A 22,953-nucleotide genomic window follows, 5' to 3' on the forward strand; every position below is an offset into this window, starting at 1 on the left:
TGATGATCGTGGCAGCGAGCCTGCTGCTTGGCTCGACCGTGCGCGCGGCTGACATGACGGATCTGACCGGGAATTTGCCGCGCGGCTTTTTTGGCGAGTTCATCTGGGATGGTGACAGGACGGTGCAGAACGTCGTCATTACCCTGGATTCAGTTCGCGCCCTGAATGAGAAGCATGTTGAAGCGTTGGGATGCGGCTCATACGAGGTCGGACGCCAGGTGACGAAGATAAAGGTCCAGATGTTCGTCAGATTGTCGGATCTGCAGGTCGAAATCTTCGAGCTGTCGCCCGAGGGGAATGCCGCCTTCGAGACGGGCGGCAGCCACCGCGGAAAATTGTCGACAGACTTTCAGCGAATCGAAGCGCAATGGACCACTACTGCCACCAAGCAGCGCGGGCGAATGCATCTGCGCGCCGCGCCATCCCTGACGTGCTCGCCGACAGCATCGATGTAACCGGTTCTGGGCAGGAAACAGCCACGGTTGTCTCTGAGCAACCGGCAAGATGGGTAACACTTCGCCCTCCAGGGGAGGGTAAAGTGGAGCTACCCCTTCACCGCCGGCTTCGGCCAATACCGGTCCCGCAAATGCCGCTTCACCAGCTTGCCGGTCGGCGTGCGCGGCAGTTCGGTTTCGAAGTCGATGCTTTTGGGGCATTTGATGGGCGACAGATGTTTTCTGCAGAACAGGATCAGCTCTGCCTCGAGCTCCTTGCCGGCTTTGGCCATGTCGTGCGGCTGCACCACGGCCTTGACCTCTTCGCCCATTTCCTCGTTCGGCACGCCGAACACCGCGACGTCGGCGACGCCGGGATGGGTGATCAGCACGTCCTCGGTCTCCTGCGGGTAGATGTTCACGCCGCCTGAAATGATCATGTAGCTCTTGCGGTCGGTGAGGTAGAGAAAGCCCTCGTCGTCGAGATAGCCGACGTCGCCGAGCGTCGACCAGCCGCGGTCGTTGTAGGCGCGTTTCGTCTTCTCGGGATCGTTGTGATAGGCGAAAACAGGCGCGTCGGCGAAATAGACCGTGCCGATCTGGCCGGTCGGCGCTTCCTGATCGTTCTCGTCCAGAATCTTGACCTTGCCGACCACGGCGCGGCCGACGGTGCCGCGATGGCTCAGCCATTGCTGCGAGTTTGACACGGTGACGCCGTTGCCTTCGGAGCCGGCGTAATATTCGATCAGGATCGGTCCCCACCACTCGATCATCTTGGCTTTCACATCGACCGGGCAGGGCGCGGCGGCGTGGATCGCGCCCTTCAACGATGAAACGTCGTAGCGCGTACGCACCTCCTCCGGCAGCTTCAGCATCCGCACGAACATGGTCGGCACCAGCTGCGATTGGGTGGCCTTGTATTTCTCGACCAGTTTCAGGAATTCCTCGGCGTCGAAGGATTCCATGATGATGGAAGTGCCGCCGAGGATGGTCGCCATCATGTTGAAGCGCAAAGGTGCCGCATGATAGAGCGGCGCCGGCGACAGGTAGATGCTGTCAGCATTCATGCCGCACATGTCGCCGCAGAGGACTTTCAGGAACTGGTTGGGCACGTCGATCTTGTTGCCCTCGAACGCCTTCTTGATGCCTTTCGGCCGTCCGGTCGTGCCCGACGAATACAGCATGTCGTAGCCGGCGACCTCGTCCGCAATCGGCGTCGTCGGTTGCGCGATGGCTTCCTTGTCCCAGGAGCGGAAACCCGCTTGCGGCTCGTCGACCATGAAGAACAGCGGTTCGCCGGGCTCGCCCTTGATCAGGCCTTGCACCTTCTCGGCACACTTCGGCGTGGTGATGAAGACTTTTGCGCCGCAATCCTTGATGATGTAGGCGATCTCATCCTCGGTCAGATAGCGGCTGATCGCGGTGTAATAGAGTCCCGCGCGCTGCGCCGCCCAGCAGATCTCCATGAACGCCAGGCGGTTCTCCATCAGGAACGCGATGTGGTCGCCGGCCTTGAGGCCGAGCGCGCGGAACAGATGCGCCCCCTGGTTCGAGAGTTCGTCAAGCTCGCGATAGGTGATTGCTTTTCCGGTGCCCGCCATCTGGTAGGCGATCTTGTTCGGATGCGTGCGGGCGTAGATCGACGGATGGGTCATCGGGGTTCCTGAAACAATCAACGTGGTCGTCCCGGCCTTGAGCCGGGACCCATAACCACCGATCTTGATTTTGAAACGAGCTGGAGCTCCAGCTTTGCATAACCACAAACTGCTGTGGCTATGGGTCCCGGCTCAAGGCCGGGACGACACCATTTGTTATCGCAACAGCCTACAGGCGCTCGACAATCGTCACATTCGCCATGCCGCCGCCTTCGCACATCGTCTGCAAACCATAACGCTTGCCCCGCTGCTTGAGCGCGTTGACCAGCGTGGTCATCAGCTTGGTCCCGGAGCCGCCGAGGGGGTGGCCGAGCGCGATCGCGCCGCCATTGACATTGAGCCTTTCAGGATCGGCGCCGGTGGTCTTCAGCCACGCAACCGGCACCGCGGCAAAGGCCTCGTTGACCTCGAACAGGTCGATGTCGTCGACCGACATGCCGGCCTTCTCCAGTGCGCGCTTGGTAGCGTGCAGCGGAGCATCCAGCATGATCACGGGATCGCCGCCCATCATGGTGAGGTGATGGATGCGCGCCAGCGGCTTGACGCCGAGCGATTTGAGGCCCTTTTCGTTGACGACCATCACGCCCGAAGCGCCGTCGCAGATCTGGCTGGCGCTGGCGGCGGTGTGCTTGCCGTTCTCGGCGATCAGCTTGACGCCCTTGATGCCGTCGAGGCTGGAATCGAAGCGGATGCCCTCGTCGATGTGGTGGGTGTCGGTCGTGCCATCGGCGCGCGTGATCTGCAGCGAGACGATCTCGTCCTTGAACTTGCCGGCTTGCGTCGCTGCGATCGCGCGCTGGTGGCTGTTGTAGGAGTACGTATCGAGTTCGTCTTTGGACAGACCGTATTTCTCCGCCATCATTTCAGCGCCGGTGAACTGGCTGAACATGATGTTCGGGTAGAGCTTCTCGATGCCGGGGCTCTTGTAGTGACCAAAGCCGTTCTTGGCCGGCAGCGACGACGCAAGGCCCATCGGCACCCGCGTCATCGATTCAACGCCGGCTGCGATCACGCAATCCATGGTGCCGGACATCACCGCCTGCGCCGCGAAATGCAGCGCCTGCTGCGACGAGCCGCACTGGCGGTCGATCGAGGTGGCGGGCACGCTTTCCGGCAGCTTTGAAGCCATCACGGCGTTGCGGCCAATATTGTTGGACTGTTCGCCGGCCTGCATCACGCAGCCCATGATGACGTCCTCAACCTGCGCGGGGTCGGCGCCGCTGCGATCGATCAGCGAATCCAGCACGGAGGCGGCGAGATCGGCCGGATGCCATCCTGCGAGACGTCCCCCTTTGCGGCCCCCGGCGGTGCGAGCGGTGGCGACGATATAGGCCTCGGCCATGTCTGTTCTCCCTGAATTGTTGTTGGATGGTTTTTGAATGATGGGCCGGATTTAAGGGGTGGCACGGGATTTAGTCAATCAATCAATTAACTCTTGAGTGCAGCCGCGGCATGCGCTTATGTGCGGCCGGAATTTCCGGCAGGCAGTGATGGCATCAGGGTTGAATACCAGCATACCGACCAAACTGGCGGGCGGCAAAAATACCACCGCCGAGAAGCTGCTTGTGGCGGCAAGCGAATTGATGATCGAGCGCGCCTCGATCGAGGTTTCGCTCTCCGACATCGCTCAGAAATCCGGCGTCAACGCCGCTTTGGTGAAATATCATTTCGGCAACAAGGACGGCCTGTTGCTGGCGCTATTGGCGCGCGATGCCGCGACAGAAATGTCGCAGCTCGAATATCTGATCAGCCAGCCGATCTCGCCGACCGCCAAACTCAAGCTGCATATCGGCGGCATCATCCGCGCCTATTACCAGTTCCCGTACATGAACCGGCTGATCCACTATCTGCTGCATGAAAGCAGCACGGAAGCCGCCGACGAGGTGTCGAAGTTTTTCGTGGCGCCCCTGCTGGAGTTCCAGAAGCGGTTGCTCGCGGAAGGCATCAAGGCCGGCGAATTCCGCAACATCGATCCCGTGATGTTTTACACCAGCCTGGTCGGCGCCTGCGATCACCTGTTTTTCGGCCGCCACGCGATGTCGCGGGCGACCGGCGTCGGTCCGGTCACCGACGAAGTCTGCCGCCAGTACATCAAGCACATGGAAGCGCTGATCTGCGGCGGCATGCTCAGTGAAAAGAAAGCCGCGAATGGCGAGTAGCGAATAGCGAATGGATTTTTCCATTCGCCACTCCCTGTTCGCCATTCGCACGTCCAGAGAAGAAACGTCCAAGGAAAAGTTCAAGGAAAGGGTCTCAAAATGCAGTTGAATGATGTTGCCGTTCTCATCACCGGCGGTGGCTCCGGTCTCGGTGCCGCTACCGCCCGCGCCATGGCCGCCAAGGGCGCAAAAATCGGCGTGATCGACCAGAACAAGGAAAACGCCGAAGCAGTCGCCGCCGAAGTGAAGGGCGTCGCCTTGCATGCCGACGTCACCGACGAGGAAGCGATCAAGGCCGCGATCGCCAAGGCCGAAGCCGCGCACGGCATCGCGCGCGTGCTGATGAACTGCGCCGGCATCGGCGGCTCGCAGCGCACCGTCGGCAAGGACGGCGTCTATCCGCTGGCAAAATTCGTCCGCATCATCAACGTCAATCTGATCGGCACCTTCAACGTGCTGCGCCTGTTCGCGGAACGGCTCGCCACCGCGCCCCCGATCGGTGAAGAACGCGGCGTTGCGATCAACACCGCCAGCGTCGCGGCCTATGAAGGCCAGATCGGCCAGATCGCCTATTCGGCGTCGAAGGGCGGCGTCGTCGGCCTCACGCTGCCGGCCGCGCGCGACCTCGCCAGCCTGAAGATCCGCGTCAACACCATTGCGCCGGGCCTGTTCCTGACGCCGCTGCTGATGGGCCTGAACGAGGAGGCCCGCAAGAGCCTCGGCGCCCAGGTGCCGCATCCGGCCCGGCTCGGCGACGCCTCCGAGTACGGCAACCTCGCGGTCCACATCGTCGAGAACCCGATGCTCAACGGCGAAACCATCCGCCTCGACGGCGCGATCCGCATGGCGCCGCGGTAGTTGCTCGCGGATAACGCGTCGTCCCGGCCTAGTGCGCAATTGCGCACGGGGGCCGGGACCCATACGCCGCGGCGGTTCTTTGAGGCAACTTGGCCAATGCCTTTGGTCGTAACGAAGGCCGGTGGTTATGGGTCCCGGCCTTCGCCGGGACGACGACGGAGGAGCGCTTCGTGACTCAACCGCTGCTGATCGAACATGATGACGGGGTCGACCGGGTGACGCTCAATCGCCCTGATAGCCTCAACGCGCTCAACCCCGACATGATCGATGCGCTGAATGCGTATTTCGAGGGGCTTCAACGCAACCGCACCACGCGTGTGGTGGTGCTGAAAGGGGCCGGTGCGTCGTTCTGCGCCGGGCTCGATCTCAAACATGCCATGAAGCGCCGGGCCGCGCAGCAGGAGCCGCCCGGCGTCACCGAGTCGCTGGATTCGCAGCGCCGGATCGGCGACATCGTGATGCTGATGCGGCGTTGTCCACAGCCGATCATCGCGCTGGTGCAGGGCGCTGCGGCCGGCGGCGGCTTTGCGCTGGCGCTGGCGACGGATATTCGCATCGCCACCAGATCGGCGCGGATGAATTGCGCCTTCATCAAGCTCGGCCTCGGCGGCTGCGATATCGGCACCAGCTATTTCCTGCCGCGGCTGGTCGGTGTGTCCGTGGCGTCGGAACTGATCCTGACCGGACGCTTCATCGGCGCGGAGCGCGCGCTCGCGGTTGGTCTCGTGTCTGAAGTGGTCGAGGAAGGCGGGCTCGATGCGGCTGCGGAACCTTATATCGAGGCGATGATGACGGCCTCGCCGGTGGGCCTCCGGCTTTCCAAGGAATGCCTCAATATGAGCGTCGATGCCGGGTCGATCGAAGCCGTGATCGCGATGGAAGACCGCAATCAGGTGCTGTGCAGCCGCTCGGAAGAATTCAATGAAGGCATCAGGGCCTTCCTTGAAAAGCGAAAGCCTGTCTATATCAAACGATAGCAAGACAAGAACGAAGGATCCGAAAAAGGACCGAATTCCGGGAGGCGCAATATGAGTGGGAACGCAGCCGAGGTGCTGACCAAGCCCGGCTTTCGCAAGATCGAATGGCTGAAGCGCGACATCGATGTCGCGCGGCGGCCGGACGGCGTCATCGTGCTGAAGTCGCGCATTCCGCTGCAGTCTTACGAGAAGCATATTCCGGCCTCGCTGGCGAAATGGGCAAAGCAAGCGCCCGATCGCATCTGGCTGGCGCAGCGCGGCGGCGCGGACCGGCAATGGCGAAAGGTTTCCTACGGTGAAGCCAGGCGCACCGTCGACGGGCTGACGCAGGGCCTGCTCAACCTCGGCGTCGCAGATGGTCGCCCGGTCACGATCTTGTCCGGCAATTCCATCGAGCACGCGCTGATGACGCAGGCCGCGATGCAGGCGCGCCTGCCGGCGGCGCCGGTGTCACCGGCCTATTCGCTGATGAGCCAGGATCATCTCAAGCTCGAATACCTCTTCAACCTGATCAAGCCTGCGGTCGTGATGGTGCAGGATGGCCCGACCTTCGAGAAGGCGCTGAAAGCGCTCGATCTCACCGGCGTCACCGTCGTGCATGTGCTGCGGCCCTGCGAAGGCATCAAGAGCGTGTCGTTTGCCGACCTCGCCGCGACGACGGTGACGAAGGCCGTTGACGAGTCGATCGCAAAGATCACGCCGGATACCGTCGGCAAGCTGCTGTTCACGTCGGGCTCGACCGGCATGCCCAAGGCCGTCATCAACACCCAGGAGATGATGTGCGCCAATGCGGCGATGATGATGCAGGTGCGGCCGCGCGATCCGAACGGGCCGATCGCGACCATGCTGGATTGGATGCCGTGGAACCACACCATGGGCGGCAACGCGGCATTCCATCCGATCCTGGTCGATGGCGGCACGCTCTATATCGACGACGGGCGGCCGATGCCGGGCCTGTTCGAGGAGACTCTTCGCAATCTCCGCGAGGTGTCGCCGACCTATTACGCCAACGTGCCTGCCGGCTATGCGGCGCTGGCGGCGGCGATGGAAAAAGACGATGCGCTGTGCCGCAGCTTCTTCAGGAATCTGACCGTCATGGCCTATGGCGGCGCGCGGCTGCCCGACGATCTCTATGATCGCATGCAGGCGCTGGCGGTGAAGACTACCGGCGAGCGCATCGTGTTCTATACCGGCTGGGGCTCGACCGAGACCGCGCCGACCTCCACTGGCACCTATTGGGACACCGAGCGCGTCGGCCTGATCGGACTGCCGTTCCCCGGCGTGGAGCTGAAGATGGTGCCGTGCGGCTCGAAATATGAGCTGCGCCTGCGCGGCATTAACGTCACACCCGGCTATTTCGGTCAGCCCGATCTGACGAAAAAGATGTTCGACGAGGAAGGTTTCTACTGCATCGGCGATGCCGGTGTGTTCGTTGACGACAACGATCCGCTGCAGGGCATCATCTTCGCCGGCCGCGTGGTCGAGGACTTCAAGCTCACCACCGGCACCTTCGTCCATGTCGGCTCGCTGCGCACGGATGCCATCGCCGCCGCCACACCCGCGGTGCACGACGCGCTGGTCGCGGGGCAGGACCGGGAATTCATCGGGCTCTTGGCCTGGCCCAATCTGCACGCCTGCCGGCAACTCGTCGGCAATCCCGACGCGTCGTTTGAAGACGTGGTCAGGCATCCCGAAATTATCGCCTGCCTGAAGCGCGGGCTGGAAGCGCACAACGCCTCCTGCACCGGCAGCAGCATGCGGATCGCCCGCGCCATGCTGATGGCGGAGCCGCCCTCCATCGACGGCAACGAACTCACCGACAAAGGCTACATCAACCAGCGCGCAGGCCTCGAACGCCGCGCCGCGCTGGTGGAGCAACTTTACGCCGACAATCCGGGAGAGGACGTGATTGTACTGAAATGAAAGCGAAACTCTCTCCACTCGTCATTCCGGGATGCGCCGTTAGGCGCAGGCCCGGAATCCATTGGGCCGCGCGTTCCTTGGCGCGATGGATTCCGGGCTCGCGCTTCGCGCGCCCCGGAATGACGGCAAATAAGATGACCGTAAGAAAAGGTAACACGCCATGAATTTCGATTTCTCCGACGAACAAAAGCAGATGCGCGATGCGGCGAGGAAGTTCCTTGCCGAGAAGTGCCCGCCGAAAGCGGTGCGTGAGGTGCTGGACGGCAAGGCGACCTACGACAAGGCCTTGTGGAAGGGCCTCGCCGAAATGGGCTTTCTCGGCGTCGCGATCCCGGAAGAGTTTGGCGGCGCCGGTGCCGGGCATCTCGAGCTTTGCGTGATCGCCGAGGAAATGGGCCGCGCGCTGGCGCCGGTGCCGTTCTCCTCGACGGTGTATCTTGCCGCCGAAGCACTGCTGCTCGCGGGCAGCGACGCGCAGAAGCAGAAATGGCTGCCGAAGATCGCCTCCGGAGAAGCGATCGGCACGCTGGCGCTGTTCGAGGGCAAGGGCAATCCATCGCCGCAGGCGATCAAGTTGTCGGCCTCCGGCGGTACGCTGAGCGGCGTTAAGAAGCCAGTGCCGGACGGCGCCATCGCCGATTTCGCCGTCGTAGCCGCGCGCACCGGATCGACCGGCCGCGATGCCGATATCTCGCTGTTCCTGGTCGACCTCAAGGCCGGCGGCGTCGAGGTCAGGTCGCTGACCAACATCGATCCGACCCACGGCCAGGCCGAACTGACCTTCAAGAACTGCAAGGCCGAGCCGCTCGGCGCCGCCGGTGAAGGCTGGGGCATTCTCACGCAAGTGCTGGACCGCGCGGCTGTCCTGATGGCGTTCGAGCAGGTCGGCGGTTCCGACCGCGCGCTGGAGATGGGGCGTGATTACGCGCTCGACCGTATCGCCTTCGGCCGGCCGATCGGCTCGTTCCAGGCGGTCAAGCACATCCTTGCCGACATGTATGTCTCGGCGACCTTGGCGCGCTCGAATTGCTATTACGGCGCCTGGGCGCTCTCGACCAACGCCTCGGAATTGCCGGAAGCCGCCGCCGCCGCCCGCATCAGCGCGACGCAGGCGTTCCAGCATTGCTCCAAGAACAATATCCAGGTCCATGGCGGCATGGGTTTCACCTGGGAGTTCGACTGCCACATGTACTACCGCCGTGCCAACGCGACCGCAGTGACGCTCGGCAGCCTGTCGTACTGGGAAGATCAGCTGATCGACCGCATGCGCAAGAAGAACGCGGCCTGACGTCATTCCGGGGCGCCGCAGAGCGGCGAACCTCAGATGTGCAATTGCACATCGGGGAATCTCGAGATGATAACTTCTGGATTCCGGGTCTGGTCCTTCGGACCATCCCGGAATGACGAGCAAGGATAAAACGAATGAACTTCGATGACACCCCGCAGGAGGCCGCGTTCCGCGCCGAGGCGAAAGCCTGGATCGGGGCCAATGCGCCGAAGCAGTACGAGGAAGAGCTGCGCAAATCCTCGCTCGGCCGCACCGTGCTCAAGGGCGCCAACATCCTCGAGGTCGCAAAGGCCTGGCAGAAGAAGAAAGCCGATGCCGGCTGGGCCTGCCTGCATTGGCCAAAGGAGTATGGCGGCCGTGGCTCGTCGCCGATCGAGCGCGTGATCTGGCAGCAGGAGGAAGGCCCGTTCGGAAAACTCTCGGGCATGTTCATCATCGGCCACGGCATGTGCGGGCCGACCATGATGGCGTTCGCAGGCGAGGAGGAGAAGCGAAAGTACCTGCCGCCGCTGGCCTCGGGCGAAAAGGTCTGGTGCCAGCTGTTCTCCGAGCCCGCCGGCGGCTCCGATGTCGCCGGGCTTCGCACCCGCGCCGAGAAAAAGGGCGACGACTGGATCATCAACGGCCAGAAGATCTGGACCTCGGGCGCGCACTATTCGGACTACGGCATCCTGCTGACTCGTACCGATCCCAATGTGGCCAAACACAAGGGTCTCACCATGTTCTTCCTGGACATGAAGAGCCCGGGCGTCGAGGTGCGACCCATTAAGCAGGCCAGCGGCCAATCCGATTTCAACGAGGTCTATTTTACGGATGTGAAGATACCGGACTCGCAGCGGCTCGGCGCCGTCAATGACGGCTGGAACGTCTCGCTGACGACGCTGATGAACGAGCGCATGTCGATCGGCGCCGGTGTTTCCACCGGCTTTCCGGAGCTGTTCGATTTCTGCAACAGCCTGATGCTGGACGATGGTCCTGCGATCGAGGACCGCAACGTGCGTTCCAGGCTGGCGAACTATGCCGTCAAGGCGAGCGGGCTGAAGTACACCAGCATGCGCGCGATCTCGGCGCTGTCGAAGGGCGATCGTCCGGGTCCCGAGAATTCCATCGGCAAGCTGGTGGCGGGCTCGATGGTGCAGGAAGTCGCGATGTACGCGCTCGATTTGCAGGGCGCCGCCGGCGCGCTGAGCGGGCCGGAGGACGCGGAGATTGCCGGAAAATTCCAGGCCATGCTGCTGCGTGCGCCGGGCACCCGCGTCGAGGGCGGCACCGACGAGATCATGCGCAACATCATTGCCGAACGCGTGCTTGGCCTGCCCGGTGACATCAGGGTCGACAAGGACGTGCCGTTCAACAAGATTCCGACCAAGGGACGCGCGTAAGCGCGAAAGGAGCCGCCATGAACTTCGACGATACCCCGCAGGAAGCCGAATTCCGTAGCCTCGCCCGCAAATGGATGGAAGCCAACGCGCCGAAAAAATACGAGGCGGAGCTTTCGAAATCCTCGCTCGGCCGCATCCGGCTGGAGAAGGAAGAGATCGTCGATGTCGGCAAGGCTTGGCAGAAGAAGAAGGCCGAAGGCGGCTGGGCCTGTCTGCACTGGCCGAAGGAGTATGGCGGCCGCGGCGCCACGCCGATCGAGAAGGTGATCTGGCAGCAGGAAGAAGGTGTCTACGGCAAGCTGACGCAGCCGTTTCAGATCGGCGAGGGCATGTGCGGCCCGACCGTGATGGCGTTCGGCAGCGAGGAGCACAAGCGGCATTATCTGCCGAAGCTTGCGTCCGGCGAACATATCTGGTGCCAGCTGTTTTCGGAGCCGGCCGGTGGTTCCGACGTCGCGGGCCTGCGTACCCGTGCCGAGAAGCAGGGCGACGACTGGATCATCAACGGCCAGAAGATCTGGACCTCGGGCGCGCATTATTCGGATTACGGCCTGCTGATCACCCGCACCGATCCCAACGTGCCCAAGCACAAGGGCCTGACGATGTTCTTCCTCGACATGAAGAGCAAGGGCGTCGAGGTGCGGCCGATCAAGCAGGCCAACGGCATGCAGGAGTTCAACGAGGTCTATTTCACCGACGTCGTGATCCCGGATCATCAACGCCTCGGCGCGGTCGGCGACGGCTGGAACGTCTCGCTCACCACGCTGATGAACGAGCGCATGTCGATCGGCTCGCGGCTGGCGACCGGTTTTCCTGAAATGTTCGAGTTCTGCTCGAACCTGATGACCGATGACGGGCTCGCGATCGACGATCCAGCTGTCCGTTCCAAACTTGCGAGTTGGGCGGTGAAGGCCAGCGGACTGAAATACACCAGCTACCGCGCGATCTCGTCGCTGTCGAAGGGCGAGCGGCCGGGACCGGAGAATTCCATCGGCAAGCTGGTGTCGGGCACGATGCTGCAGGACATCGCGACCTACGCGATGGACCTGGAGGGTGCAGCCGGTGCGTTGGCCGGGGCGGATGAAGAAGCCGCAAGCGGCCAGTTCCAGCAGATGCTGCTCTCTTCGCCGTCGATGCGTATTGCCGGCGGTACCGACGAAATCCTGCGCAACATCATCGCCGAGCGCGTGCTCGGCCTGCCCGGCGATATCCGTGTCGACAAGGACGTGCCGTTCAACAAGATCCCGACCAAAGGGCGATGACCATGGATGCAAAAGCGCCGAAGGCGCGCTACGCGGCCGAAGACCGCATCGGTGTGCTCGAGGAATTGCTCGGCGAACGCTACTCGGTGCGCGCCTTCCTGCCGCGCGAGGTGCCGCGCGAGACCATCGAGCATATCCTCGCCGTGTCGCAGCGCACCGCGTCATGGTGCAACAGCCAGCCATGGCAGGTGCTGATCGCGAGCGGCGAGGCCAAGGAGCGGTTTCGCAAGGCGATCTATGCCGAGGCTTCCTCGGGCGGCAAGGACGACCATGATTTCACGCCGCCGCGCGAATATCTCGGCGTCTATCTCGAGCGCCGGCGCGAGAGCGGATTCCAGCTCTACAACACGCTCGGCATCGCCAGAGGCGACAAGATGGCTTATGCCAAACAGGCGCTGGAGAATTACAACTTCTTCGGCGCGCCGCATGTGGCTGTCATTCACACCGACGAGCCGCTCGGCACTTACGGCGCGGTCGATTGCGGCGCCTATGTCGGCAATTTCATGCTGGCGGCGCAGGCGCTCGGTCTCGGCACCATTCCGCAGGCCGCCCTGGCGCGGCATTCCGGGCTGATCCGCCGGCACTTCAACCTCGCCGATGACCGCCGCGTGGTCTGCGGCATTTCGTTCGGCTTTGCCGACAATGCGCACAAGGTCAACACCTACCGGACTTCGCGCGCAAGCGTGGCCGATACGGTCACGTTCTTCGACGAATAGCGTATTCAAATCATCAAGCGCACAGGAAAAGCCCCGATCGCCAATGGCGGCCGGGGCTTTTCGCTATCTGGATTCAGACGAGATCAGTAGGCGCAGACATTGACGGTGCGCAGGCGCAGACCGCGGCGGGTTTCGACCCACTGCTGCTGGATGCAGTCGTTGTAGCCATAGCCGGTGTTGAGGTAGACGCCACCGAAGCCGACGCCGAAGCCGTGACCCCAGCCGTGACCCCAATGGCCGTGGTGGTGGTGATGATGGAAGGGGCCGGCGGCGGCGGGCGCAGCAGCGGCGAGGGTGAGGGCGGTGGCGGCGATCAGTCCGAGGGTAACCTTGCGAAGCATTGTATTCTCCAATTTGAAAGGCGCGGGGGCCGTTGTTTCGTCCCTGCACCTCTGTCGGCGCGACTTGAATATTCGTTCACGCCGGTTCCGGAGAATCGTGTTTCAGGAATGTTTCGTGGGGGCGGGGGGACGACACCTTTTCTTCCCTTCTCCCCTTGTGGGAGACCCCTCATCCGGCGCCATAGCCGATGCAAAGCATCGGCGTTCTAAGAACGGCGGCCGAAGGCCGCCTATGCCACCTTCTCCCACAAGGGGAGAAGGCAGAATCAGAATCTTGGCGCCCTCTTTTCCGCGAAGGCCTTGATGCCTTCCTTGATCTCGTCGCCGCGCATGCTCTCGCGGTGGCGCTGGTTCGCGGCGGCCTCGTCGAGCTTGCCACGGGCGAATTCGTTAATGGCGCGTTTCATGCCGCGCATCGCGACAGGCGCGTTACCGGCGAGGATGTTCGCAAGCTTGCCTACTTCCTCGTCGAGCATCGCAATCGGCACCATCGCGGTGAGATAGCCGATCCGCAGCATCTCGGGCGCCGAGATCTTCTGCGCCGTCAGAAACAACTTCTTGGCGTTGTCGACGCCAAGCCGCGTCACGTAACGCTCGATGCCGCTCTTGTAATAATGCAGGCCGAGCCGCGCCGCCGGCATGAACATTTCAGCCGTATCGACGCCGATGCGGAAATCGCAGGCCAGCGCCAGATCGGTCGAGCCGCCATAGACGCCGCCATTGAGCCGGCAGATCGTCGGCACCCCAAGATCTTCCAGGCGGTTGACCACCACCTCGAACGCCGAGCCCGCGCTCTGCTCTTCCCTGGCGCTGGTGGCGCGGTCGGCGACCGAATTGAGATCGTAGCCGGCCGAGAAGGCGCGGCCGGTGCCGGTCAGCACCAGCACCCGGATGTCAGGATCGGCCTCGATCCGGTCGAACAGTTTCACGAGTTCGCCGAGATCCTCGCTCTGCAGCCGGTTCAAATGTTTCGGCCGGTTGAGGCGGATGGTGGCGCGCGCGCCGCTGATGTCGAGTACCGGCGAGCTCGCCGCCGCGGCTGAACTGGGCATATCGTTCTCCATTCTTGTTATTTACTTGTTCTCTTTGTTTTCTTGCGCGCGCCGTTTGGCCTCGGCGTCGATGGTCTGGGCGAGGTCAGGATGCCGTGCCATCAGCAGGCGAAAATCGACGAGGTCAAGCACCAAGAGCTTCGACAGCCGCGTGGTGGTGACATCGGCGGAACGCAGATTGTTGCGCAAAGTGCCCGCCGCAGGGAAGGCCGTCAACGACGGCCGGCAAACCGCGATACCGCGTCGAATTGCCCGCCGGCGAGGCTGCGCGGCAAGCCCGGCGGGGGATGAATTTTGTCGAATCCCGACAAATCGTCGTTTTTTCCCCGCATATCGAAAATAGCCTGCGGCCTTTACAATAGCGGCACTGCAATAAAATCGCGAAAAAATTCACTCCCTGAAAAATTGGTTGGCTTCCAATGGATCCGTCTCATTTGGCACAACATGCCGGCACGGCCGGCGCCCTCTTCGCGTCGATCTTCGTGATCGCCACCACCACGATGCGGACGATGATTCCTTTGCGGGTGTTCGGCATTCTCGCCAACATCGCCCTGTTCCTGACCGCCATTCCGTCCCGTAATTATCTGGTCATGGTGGTTCAGGTGGCGATGCTGCTGGTCAATTCCTATCGGCTGCACCAGATGTTGCAGCTCGTGCGCGACGTGAAAAAATCGGTCAACAGCGACCTGTCGATGGAGTGGCTGAAGCCGTTCATGACCGAGCGCGATTGCGCGGCCGGGGAAATGCTGTTCTACAAGGACGAGAAGGCCGAAGACATGCTCTACATCGTCAGCGGCAAGTTCAAGCTGGTCGAGTCCGGTATCGTCTTGCCGGTCGGCGCCATCGTCGGCGAGCTTGGCATGCTGTCGCCGTCGAACATGCGCACCCAGTCGCTGGAATGCGTGGAGGCCGGCCTCGTGCTGAGCGTCAGCTACAGCAAGGTCGAGGAACTCTACGTTCAAAATCCGGCGTTCGGCTTTTACTTCCTTCGCCTCGCCAGCGCCCGGTTGTTTCAGAACCTCGAGACGCTGCAGCACCAGCTGGCCCAGCAAACGGCGGCATCTGCCGCCGGGCCGAAACCTGCGTAGAGGCCGGAGCTAAGGGAGTGTCAGACCGCGGTTTCATGTCGTCGTTGCGTTATCTGTTCGCCGATTTCATCGGTGAGGAGGACGACACCCCGCCATTCCTTCCCGAGGGCTTGCCAGAAGCGGTGACCGATGTCGCGAGCGATGCCATCCATCTGCTGATCGACTATCAGAGCACGAGTTATGCGCAGCTTTACGTCGACCGGCTGCGGCGGTTCGTCGGCCGCAATGGGGTCGATGATGCGATGCTGGTCGAGATCGCGCGGCTGATGGCGGTGCGCATGAGCTACGAGGATCCGATCCGGATCGCGCAGCTCAAGCTTGCCGAATTCAACGAGGGGTCCGGCGGGAACTACAATCCGGTCGTCGATATCAGGAAATTCCGGGTCGACGAACTGGTGAGCGCGCTCCCCGCCATTATCGCGGAATATCTGATCGATGCGCTTAACTGGGCGGGGTGGGCGCACAAGCGGATTTCCATTCGATTCAGCGCGGCAAGCCGTCTCGGCGTTCGCCGCCTCAAGATTGAAGCCGGGTTGAAGCGGTGGCGGCGCTATTCGGTGCGTTACGCCAAGGAGCGGCTGTGGGTCGAACGCTGGCTGCACATGATCAGCCGCAGCCTGGACAAACAGCCGGCCGCGGCTTCTGAAATCGTGCAGACCGCGACCATGATCGAGAGCTATGGCGACGTCTACCGTCAGGGCATGGCGGACTGGAACGCGATCATCGACGGCCTGGCCAAGCCGACCTTCGACGGCGTGCTGGCGCTATCAGATCTCGCCGGAGCGGTAGCGGAAGCGCGCGCAGCGGCGCTGCCCGATCCGCGGCAGGCCGCGCTCAAGCGCAAGATCGAGGAAATCAGGGCGCGGGTGCCGGCCAGCGGCTCGAGCGCCGCTGCGGGGTGATTTGCTTCACGTCCCCGCAAGCGGGAGAGGGAACGCAACTTCATCGTGGATGCAATGCGATCTGATCTTGGCCCGGTAGCGTGATTACGCGCTTTGCGCGGTCTTCACGGCTACCACCTTGTCGTCCTGGGGCGGCGGGTGCCGTTTCAGATGATCGCGGCGCATGCCGATTTCGTCGCGCACGAATTCATAGCCGAGCTTGAACGTATCCAGCCCGTCGCTGGAGATGGTGCCGTCGCGCAGCCCTATCACCACGCGCCGAATAATGGCTTCAAGTTCGTCCTGCAGTTTGTCGAGCGCGTCGAGGGATTTGGCATCCGCCATCCGCTCGCCGATATCGAGAATGGCGGTGGCCAGCTGGCTGGCCTTTTCGGGCGCTATGCGTGTGACCTTGGTGTAGATGGTGGCGAACAGCGAGCCGATGATGCCGAGCGCCGCGAGGGCAACATACATCAGGTCACTGTAGCGCTCCACGAACGACTTGATCTCGTCGTTGATGTATTCGGTAGCCCCCGGATGCGCGACAATGAAGGCATCCTTGTCGGTCGCGGCCGGTTCGATCTTGGAGGCGAAGCCGCCGTCGAGCGCGAGTTCGGCCTTGTTCTCGTAGATGATGCGCGCGAGGTCGCTGACGGTTGTCGTCGACAGATTTGACTGCGCGACCAGCAGCCATTGCAGCCCGATGGTCTCGATATCTTCCTCGGGCAACGTCGGCGCCGCCGACAGCATGCCGGTCGTGACCGTTTCCTCCGAAAGGGCAGGATATTTCCGGGTGATCGCCTTCGCGGCGTCGATCGCGTTCAGCGTGAAGCCGCCGCGCCTGGCATGTTGCTCGTAACTCCTGTCCTTCACGACCTTCGAGGCATGGACGACGGCGACCACGGCGCCGAAGCCCGACGCGAACAGCTTGTCGAAGGTCGACCCCGGCGGGGCCAACTGGATTCGCGCCGCTGCTTCCGGCTGCTCGGAAAGTTCGAGCATATTCCGGATCAGCGTGACGCTGCTCTCGCGGTCGGCGACGACGGCGATCTTCTTTTTCTTCAGCTCGGTGACGGTCTTGATCTTTTTGCCGGCGGGACTGATCAGCAGCAGCAGGTCGTGTTCAAGGATCGCAACCGCGCGCGCCCGGGACGGGATTTTCGCGTCGGTGCGCAAAATCGCCAGGTTGGCTTCCTTGCGGTCGAACTGGGCGACCGCCTTGGCGTTGTCGGCGTTGGGCACGATCTTGAGGCGCAGCCGCGACGAATTGTTCTTCAGGACGGCGGCAAGCCGGGCCGCAAAACGCGCCTCGGGCCCATTGGCTTCGCCGACGGCAAAGACCAGCGTCTCCGAATTTCGCACCAAAGCCCGGCCGCCCCACATCGTTGCGGCGGTAAGAATCAGGGTCAGGATCGAGAACAGCACGATCTGGGAGCGGTTGCTTTTGACGACCGGCATACGGAGGCGCCGTGGCATACCGGGTTTTGGCGTGGGGGCTCCAGCACTCATGGCTATACCCGGTCGGAGGACATCCCGCCGCCAAATCGGCGTCGCAGGCCATCCAAATGAATTCGTAAATGCCTAGAAACGAACGACAATTTCCCTGCGCGGCAATGATATCCTGCCCCCGCCGGATTGCAAATCGCTCCCCCGCCGGTAACCTTACCCGCAAAAGCTGCGCGCCGATGCCGCAGTATCGCCGTTGGGCCACACCATTTTTTTTTCCAACCACCCACAGGTGCATTCCGGTCCGGGAGGTGCCATAAATAACGGCAACGTTCACGTCCGGGTTCGAGAAGAAAATTCGCTGACAGCCTAGACCCCCGGTTTTATTGCCACCTCGTTAGTCCCAGCAAAGGGCGTCAGCTTTGTTGTTTCCTTCCATGTCGTCGTCGGTCCCGGTTGCTGCGCTGGTGGGATGGATGTTGCTTCTCACGGTGAAGCACATCATTGCCGACTTCATTTTTCAGACGTCCTGGATGGCGATCGGCAAGGACCAGAAGACCGGCTGGGCGATGCCGTTGCTGGCGCACTGCTCGGTGCATCTCGTGACATCGTTGCTGCTGATCATGGTGGTCGCGCCGCGGTTCTGGTTCGTCGCCTTTATCGACTTCGCCATCCACATCACGATCGATCGCGCCAAGGGGATCTGTGCATCGTCCTTCGGGGTGACGCTGGAGAATGAGCATCCCTGGTTCTGGACGCTGATCGGCGTCGATCAGGCGCTGCACCATCTCACCGGCTTCGGCCTGGCGATCTTCATGGCGGCGAACTGATCCGGCCTACGGACCGGAGTATTCCGGATAGGCACCAGCCTCCCTCACGCATAGCCTGCCCTGGTCTGCACGTGACCGCCGGCCAGCCCGTGGCGGCAGGGGTTTAGGCGCAATTCGCGCCAGGCGAATCACCGGCTGCGCCGGTCCGATTTGGTCGAAACTGGCAAGAGCACCGGAACACTACTGGTACGGGTGGTTAACCTTTCGTTAGAGTATTGCACTGCATCTTCCGCATAGGGAGAACCGCAATGTTTTCAAGCCGCGAAGCCTTCGAGAACGATTTCTGCCCGGTCCGGGACGAGTTGCTCGGCGAGATGTACCGCGCCAACGCCAACGGCCTGCCGCTTCTGGTGGAGAGTGTCTCCTCCGAGACGCGCGCGATGCTGGCGCTGTTCTGCTACCGCCGCAGCCACCTGCACTCGCTGGCCCTCGCCATTGCCGCCAGCTGCACCGAGCGCGAGTTGATCTCGCTGGGCGGGCGCGTCGGCTCGACCCTCTACGCGCTGTCCCGCGAGCCGGCCGCGCGCTCCGCGCCCTCGTCGTCCTACGGCAACCGCAAGCCGATCACGCTTTCGACCAAGCCGCTCTCCACCTTCGCTCCGGTTGAAGACGAAATCGACGACGAAGACCTCGCCGAAGCGGTGCCGGCGTAAGTCCGTCGTCCCGGCGAACGCCGGGACCCATAGCCACCGGCAGAAATTGTTTCGCACGCTGGTCGTTATCTTTCTTTTCCAACAACACGGGCCGCGGCGTATGGGTCCCCCGATGCGCAATTGCGCATCTGACTGCGCCGGGACGACAGCAGTGAGCTACACCAGCGCCGCCAGCCCATGCCTCTTCCGCGCCATCGCGCATTCGGGATCGCCGGGCATGCAGGTCCGGCATACCTCGGGCCGCACCGCATAGATGGTGCACGCCGTCGCCTCGCCGACCTTGCCCGACAACGCCGAACAGCGGTCGCCGTCGCAGCGCATTCCCGACAGCCGGTCGTTGACGAACTTTTCCGGGATCAGGTCGAGGTCGGCATCGTCCTCGGTCGTGAAGCGCGGCCAGTTCTGCGAATAGCTGCAGCAGGCGCCGCAGGCCTGGCAGGGGCTTTCGCTGGCAATCATTGATCCGGCTTCATCCATCGCTGCCGTTTAGCGCGGAATGATGCGCCCGACCAGTCGCGGCCGGAGCATGACGAGAAGATCGAACTGCGCCCGCGATGGAACTGCACTCCCTCTCCCGCACTTGCGGGGGTCGAGACGAGCGAAGCTCGCTCTTGGGCTGGGGTGGGGGTGCTGCCGCGATTCGTACGGTTCGTGTGGAGGTTGCTCTACGTATCCTTCGGGGCTTCCCAGACCAGGCTGCGCCGCCATTTCGCCCGCAGCAAATCGCGCCGCTCCGGATATTTTTCGTCGTGGTACACCGCGTCGACGACACGGTCGGTGCGAAAGCTCCGAAAATCCTTCCGCAGCTCGCACCACGCCGCCATGATCCGCACCGCTTCGTGATAGCCGATGGCAATCGGCCAGATCGTGCGTTTGCTCTCGCGGCCATGTTCGTCGCGATAGTCCAGGGTGATCTTCTTGCCCTCGTGAATCTGGGCGCGTGTCCGCACCATGTCGATACGGTCCGGTTCCCGGTTCCAGACCGACCGCGCGCGGCTTGCAGGTTCGAGAACGAAAGGCCGCAACCGTTCCGGGACCGTGTCGGCGATCTTCGCCATCAGGTCCTGCGCGGCGCGTGCCAGCACGGGATCGGCATGACCTACGACCCATTGCGCGCCGAGCACGGCGGCTTCGATCTCGTCGGGCGTCAGCATCAACGGAGGCAGGTCGAATCCCTTCTCCAGGATGTAGCCCATGCCGGCCTCGCCGCGGATCGGCACGCGCTGTTCGATCAGCGTGGCGATGTCGCGATAGATGGTGCGTTTCGAGGTCTCGAGTTCGGCCGCGATCGCGTCCGCCGTCAGCGGCTTTCGCGTGCGCCGGAGCACCTGAATGATCTGGAACAGCCGGTCGGCGCGTCTCATGGCGAGTCTCTTTTCTTGGCTCTTTTCGTAAGCCCGCCTGGCTGATGCTGACAGCATGTTGGCAGCAGGGGGTCGGTATATCGGGACAACACCTCAACTGAAGGGAATTTGTCCATGACGATTTTCAGCGAATTTGGTCCCCTGGGAAGCCGCAGGCGTCTTACGAATACCCAGGCCTTCGCCCTGGAACAGCTGGTTTCCATCCACTGCGTCACGTCAGATCTGCGCTGGGCGATGGTCGAGCTGGCATGGCGTTCATTCACAGCAATGTGCGCCTTTGCGCAAGGGCAGTTGCTGTCGCGGGCCCGTGGGCGTCGTGCGCCGCGGGAAGAGGAGGGTCGCGGCCGGCATTGCTGCTGCTGACACCACGGTGGCAGCAGCGCGCCATTAGGCTTTCCCCACGTTCTTAAGGAAATCAGGAGTTTTTCGGATGATCACGCTCTATGGCTTTGGCGCCGGCTTTGGCTTGCCGGAAATCAGCCCCTTTGTGACCAAGACCGAGGTCCAGCTGAAGATGGCTGGACTTGCCTATCGCAAGGAGAAGGCGATGCCGCCGGCCTCGCCCAAGGGGCAGTTGCCATACATCGTCGACGAGGCCGAGAGCATCGCCGATTCCACCTTCATCCGCGCCCACATCGAGGGCAAATACGGCTTCGATTTCGACGCGCCGCTGAGCTTGCAGGCGCGGGCGCAAGCCTGGGCGTTCGAGCGGATGATCGAGCATCATGTTTATTGGGCACTGGTCGGCGCCCGCTGGGTCGATACCGAGAATTTCGCCAAGGGACCGGCGCATTTCTTCGACGGCGCGCCGGACCACATGCGCGAGAAGCTGCGCGAGGACGCGCAGTTCCGGGTGGCGGAGAACTATCTGCTGAGCGGTCTCGGTCGCCATGCTCCGGAAGAGGATGTCGACCTTGCGGTCCGGTCGTTGTTTGCGCTGTCGGTTCAGCTCGGCGACAAGCCCTATCTGTTTGGCGACACGCCTTGCGGCACCGATGCCACCGCCTTCGGTGCGATTGCCGGCATCCTGACGCCGTACTTCGAATCGCCGCTGCGGCAGCAGACCGAGAAGTTCGGCAACCTGACCGCCTATGTCGACCGGATGATGCTGCAATATTATCCCGAGTTCAGCTGGGCGCCGCTGCAGCAGGAGGCTGCGTAAGGATGAACTCTGAGTCGGCGACGGGCAGGTTTGCGCGTCGTCCGCTTCTCCGACGCAGATTGGTCTGTTGTTTCGCCCGGACGCAGCTATTTTTGGGCCCGGGAGAAAGCCGTTTCGAGCACGTCGCCGATCGGTTGCCAGCTACGGCCGTCGAATTGAACCAGTCGCAGGTGTTTGATCGGCCGGAAATCCCAACGTCCAGTGTTGATTTTGATTCCGGGTAGCAAGATCGAGCCCTGGTAGTCTTCGAGGGCCGCTGCCTGCTTCATGACGTTGTCGCGAGACAGGTCATCGCCGCATTGTCTGAGCACCTGGGCGAGTGTCTCGGCGGCCGCGTAGCCGAACATGGCGGCGCTGTCGTCGTTGCCTCCGGCCCGGTTGTATTTTTCAATGAAAGTCTGCCAGTCCTTGACGGCTTGTTCGTCCTTCCAGACCGGATCATTGGCATCCTTCAGGAAGGTAGCGGTGATGACGCCCAGGGCCTTTTCCGGGCCGGCAGGCTTTAGCACCGTCGCAATCGACGACGACATGTGGTTCAGCAGGAACACCGGGTGCCAGTTCAGTTCCGCCGCGCTTCGGATCACTTTCGTCAGGTCCGCAGGCGCGCCCGCAAATACAAAAATCTCGGCGCCTGATCGCTTCAGGACCGATACGTGTGTGCCCAGATGCTCGTCTGCGACATCGTAGGCGATGTCGACCTTGATCATCCGGGCGATGTCCCCGAGCCCGTCTTGCAGCCCCCTGAACAGTTCACGACCAAAATGATCGTTCTGCCAAAGCGCGACGATCCTTTTTCCGGGGTAGAACGCCTGGATGTAGTTGGCGTAGATGCGCCCCTCTTCTCGAATCGAGGGTTGCCAGCCCATTGTCCAGGGGAACAGGGTTGGATCGCTCAAATGATCGTCTCCGGAGGCGACAAAGAGTTGAGGAATTTGCCGCTCGTTCAGGTATGTGCGGACGGCAAAATTCCCCGGAGTTCCGAAAGAACCGAACATCAGCAGGACATTCTCTGTCTCGATCAGGTCGCGTGTAAGTTCCAGGGCGGTCGACGGATTGGATTTGTCGTCACGGGAGATGAAGCGCACCTTGCGGCCGTTGATCCCGCCACGCTCGTTGATCATCTCAAAATACGCGGCTTCGGCCTTTCCGATCGCTCCGAACGCCTCCAAATTCCCGCTATAGGGCATAACGTTCCCTATGCGAATTTCAGTGTCGGTGACATCAGGCTCGCGCACCCGCTCGGTGATCGCGCCCAAAGACGCGAGCGCCACCACGATCGCAATCGGTGTTCGGATCCAGATCTGCATCGGATGAACTCAATTACAAAAAGAGTGCAGCCGGATTTCAAGGCAGATTGAAGGCGATCAACTTGATCTGGATCAAGGACCGGAAAGCGGCGCGTGAGGCTTCGGCACCCTGGTTACAAATCAGGTTGCAAACCGTCAGAGGTGTCGTGGCGCGCACGCAGCCGCGCGATGTTTG

General features: G+C 62.3%; 23 protein-coding genes and 1 pseudogene. 15 read left to right on the top strand and 9 right to left on the bottom strand.

Annotated elements, in window-relative coordinates; genetic code table 11:
- The first annotated feature begins 2 nt into the window (after positions 1-2).
- Positions 3-455 (top strand): hypothetical protein, encoded by a 453-nt coding sequence (locus tag JQ597_RS33725; RefSeq protein ID WP_249148422.1) that lies wholly within the window; start codon positions 3-5, stop codon positions 453-455.
- Between the two features lie 89 nt (positions 456-544).
- Here JQ597_RS33725 and JQ597_RS33730 read toward each other — a convergent pair whose 3' ends face one another.
- Together JQ597_RS33730 and JQ597_RS33735 are read right to left on the bottom strand one after the other, a co-directional pair.
- Positions 545-2,089 carry an acyl-CoA synthetase gene (locus JQ597_RS33730; RefSeq protein ID WP_212269731.1) on the bottom strand — a complete coding sequence of 515 codons (1,545 nt, stop codon included), beginning with the start codon at positions 2,087-2,089 and terminating at the stop codon, positions 545-547.
- A gap of 169 nt (positions 2,090-2,258) precedes the next feature.
- Positions 2,259-3,431: an acetyl-CoA C-acetyltransferase gene (locus tag JQ597_RS33735; RefSeq protein WP_212269732.1), complete on the bottom strand. Its 1,173-nt coding sequence runs from the start codon at positions 3,429-3,431 to the stop codon at positions 2,259-2,261.
- Positions 3,432-3,579: 148 nt separating this feature from the next.
- Between JQ597_RS33735 and JQ597_RS33740 the strand changes: the two genes are divergently transcribed.
- The 8 genes from JQ597_RS33740 (at position 3,580) to JQ597_RS33775 (ending at position 12,654) form a co-directional block, all read left to right on the top strand.
- The gene (locus JQ597_RS33740; protein WP_212269733.1) at positions 3,580-4,248 is read left to right on the top strand and encodes a TetR family transcriptional regulator; all 669 of its coding nucleotides are present in this window, start codon (positions 3,580-3,582) and stop codon (positions 4,246-4,248) included.
- Positions 4,249-4,347: 99 nt separating this feature from the next.
- On the top strand, positions 4,348-5,106 hold the full coding sequence (locus JQ597_RS33745) for an SDR family NAD(P)-dependent oxidoreductase (RefSeq protein ID WP_192737070.1): 759 nt from the start codon (positions 4,348-4,350) through the stop codon (positions 5,104-5,106).
- Positions 5,107-5,276: 170 nt separating this feature from the next.
- Positions 5,277-6,083 carry an enoyl-CoA hydratase/isomerase family protein gene (locus tag JQ597_RS33750; RefSeq protein WP_212269734.1) on the top strand — a complete coding sequence of 269 codons (807 nt, stop codon included), beginning with the start codon at positions 5,277-5,279 and terminating at the stop codon, positions 6,081-6,083.
- A 51-nt stretch (positions 6,084-6,134) separates the two neighbouring features.
- Entirely contained in the window at positions 6,135-8,006 is a 1,872-nt protein-coding gene (locus tag JQ597_RS33755; protein WP_212269735.1) for an AMP-binding protein, read from the top strand.
- 160 nt (positions 8,007-8,166) lie between these two features.
- Positions 8,167-9,294 (top strand): acyl-CoA dehydrogenase family protein, encoded by a 1,128-nt coding sequence (locus JQ597_RS33760; RefSeq protein WP_212269736.1) that lies wholly within the window; start codon positions 8,167-8,169, stop codon positions 9,292-9,294.
- Between the two features lie 134 nt (positions 9,295-9,428).
- Entirely contained in the window at positions 9,429-10,676 is a 1,248-nt protein-coding gene (locus tag JQ597_RS33765; protein ID WP_212269737.1) for an acyl-CoA dehydrogenase, read from the top strand.
- 17 nt (positions 10,677-10,693) lie between these two features.
- Entirely contained in the window at positions 10,694-11,938 is a 1,245-nt protein-coding gene (locus JQ597_RS33770) for an acyl-CoA dehydrogenase (protein ID WP_212269738.1), read from the top strand.
- 2 nt (positions 11,939-11,940) lie between these two features.
- On the top strand, positions 11,941-12,654 hold the full coding sequence (locus tag JQ597_RS33775; RefSeq protein ID WP_212269739.1) for a nitroreductase: 714 nt from the start codon (positions 11,941-11,943) through the stop codon (positions 12,652-12,654).
- Positions 12,655-12,737: 83 nt separating this feature from the next.
- Here the strand turns inward: JQ597_RS33775 and JQ597_RS33780 are convergent, their stop codons facing one another.
- The 3 genes and pseudogenes from JQ597_RS33780 to JQ597_RS33790 form a co-directional block, all read right to left on the bottom strand.
- The gene (locus JQ597_RS33780) at positions 12,738-12,995 is read right to left on the bottom strand and encodes a hypothetical protein (protein ID WP_212269740.1); all 258 of its coding nucleotides are present in this window, start codon (positions 12,993-12,995) and stop codon (positions 12,738-12,740) included.
- A 266-nt stretch (positions 12,996-13,261) separates the two neighbouring features.
- Positions 13,262-14,047 carry an enoyl-CoA hydratase/isomerase family protein gene (locus JQ597_RS33785; protein ID WP_212269741.1) on the bottom strand — a complete coding sequence of 262 codons (786 nt, stop codon included), beginning with the start codon at positions 14,045-14,047 and terminating at the stop codon, positions 13,262-13,264.
- Positions 14,048-14,068: 21 nt separating this feature from the next.
- Positions 14,069-14,236 (bottom strand): annotated as a pseudogene (locus JQ597_RS33790) (cyclic nucleotide-binding protein); the annotation flags it as partial.
- A 230-nt stretch (positions 14,237-14,466) separates the two neighbouring features.
- On the opposite strand from JQ597_RS33790, the gene JQ597_RS33795 reads away from it, so the two are divergent.
- Entirely contained in the window at positions 14,467-15,135 is a 669-nt protein-coding gene (locus JQ597_RS33795; RefSeq protein ID WP_212269742.1) for a Crp/Fnr family transcriptional regulator, read from the top strand.
- A gap of 35 nt (positions 15,136-15,170) precedes the next feature.
- A complete protein-coding gene (locus JQ597_RS33800) occupies positions 15,171-16,037 on the top strand; it encodes a DUF6537 domain-containing protein (RefSeq protein WP_212269759.1) in 867 nt (288 codons plus the stop codon).
- Between the two features lie 84 nt (positions 16,038-16,121).
- Here JQ597_RS33800 and JQ597_RS33805 read toward each other — a convergent pair whose 3' ends face one another.
- Complete coding sequence (locus JQ597_RS33805) at positions 16,122-17,525, bottom strand: TAXI family TRAP transporter solute-binding subunit (RefSeq protein ID WP_212269743.1); 1,404 nt, start codon at positions 17,523-17,525, stop codon at positions 16,122-16,124.
- A 413-nt stretch (positions 17,526-17,938) separates the two neighbouring features.
- On the opposite strand from JQ597_RS33805, the gene JQ597_RS33810 reads away from it, so the two are divergent.
- A complete protein-coding gene (locus tag JQ597_RS33810) occupies positions 17,939-18,292 on the top strand; it encodes a DUF3307 domain-containing protein (protein WP_212269744.1) in 354 nt (117 codons plus the stop codon).
- Positions 18,293-18,540: 248 nt separating this feature from the next.
- On the top strand, positions 18,541-18,945 hold the full coding sequence (locus JQ597_RS33815; protein WP_212269745.1) for a hypothetical protein: 405 nt from the start codon (positions 18,541-18,543) through the stop codon (positions 18,943-18,945).
- 156 nt (positions 18,946-19,101) lie between these two features.
- On the opposite strand, the gene JQ597_RS33820 is transcribed toward JQ597_RS33815, so the two are convergent.
- Both JQ597_RS33820 and JQ597_RS33825 read right to left on the bottom strand, forming a co-directional pair.
- A complete protein-coding gene (locus JQ597_RS33820) occupies positions 19,102-19,404 on the bottom strand; it encodes a YkgJ family cysteine cluster protein (RefSeq protein WP_212269746.1) in 303 nt (100 codons plus the stop codon).
- 206 nt (positions 19,405-19,610) lie between these two features.
- Positions 19,611-20,309: a helix-turn-helix transcriptional regulator gene (locus JQ597_RS33825; protein ID WP_211999372.1), complete on the bottom strand. Its 699-nt coding sequence runs from the start codon at positions 20,307-20,309 to the stop codon at positions 19,611-19,613.
- Positions 20,310-20,423: 114 nt separating this feature from the next.
- Between JQ597_RS33825 and JQ597_RS33830 the strand changes: the two genes are divergently transcribed.
- Positions 20,424-20,672 (top strand): hypothetical protein, encoded by a 249-nt coding sequence (locus JQ597_RS33830; RefSeq protein ID WP_212269747.1) that lies wholly within the window; start codon positions 20,424-20,426, stop codon positions 20,670-20,672.
- A gap of 67 nt (positions 20,673-20,739) precedes the next feature.
- A complete protein-coding gene (locus JQ597_RS33835; protein ID WP_212269748.1) occupies positions 20,740-21,471 on the top strand; it encodes a glutathione S-transferase family protein in 732 nt (243 codons plus the stop codon).
- 86 nt (positions 21,472-21,557) lie between these two features.
- On the opposite strand, the gene JQ597_RS33840 is transcribed toward JQ597_RS33835, so the two are convergent.
- Entirely contained in the window at positions 21,558-22,778 is a 1,221-nt protein-coding gene (locus JQ597_RS33840; RefSeq protein WP_212269749.1) for an ABC transporter substrate-binding protein, read from the bottom strand.
- Positions 22,779-22,953: the final 175 nt, after the last annotated feature.

Source organism: Bradyrhizobium sp. AUGA SZCCT0177 (genome assembly GCF_018130125.1).
GTDB lineage: Bacteria > Pseudomonadota > Alphaproteobacteria > Rhizobiales > Xanthobacteraceae > Bradyrhizobium.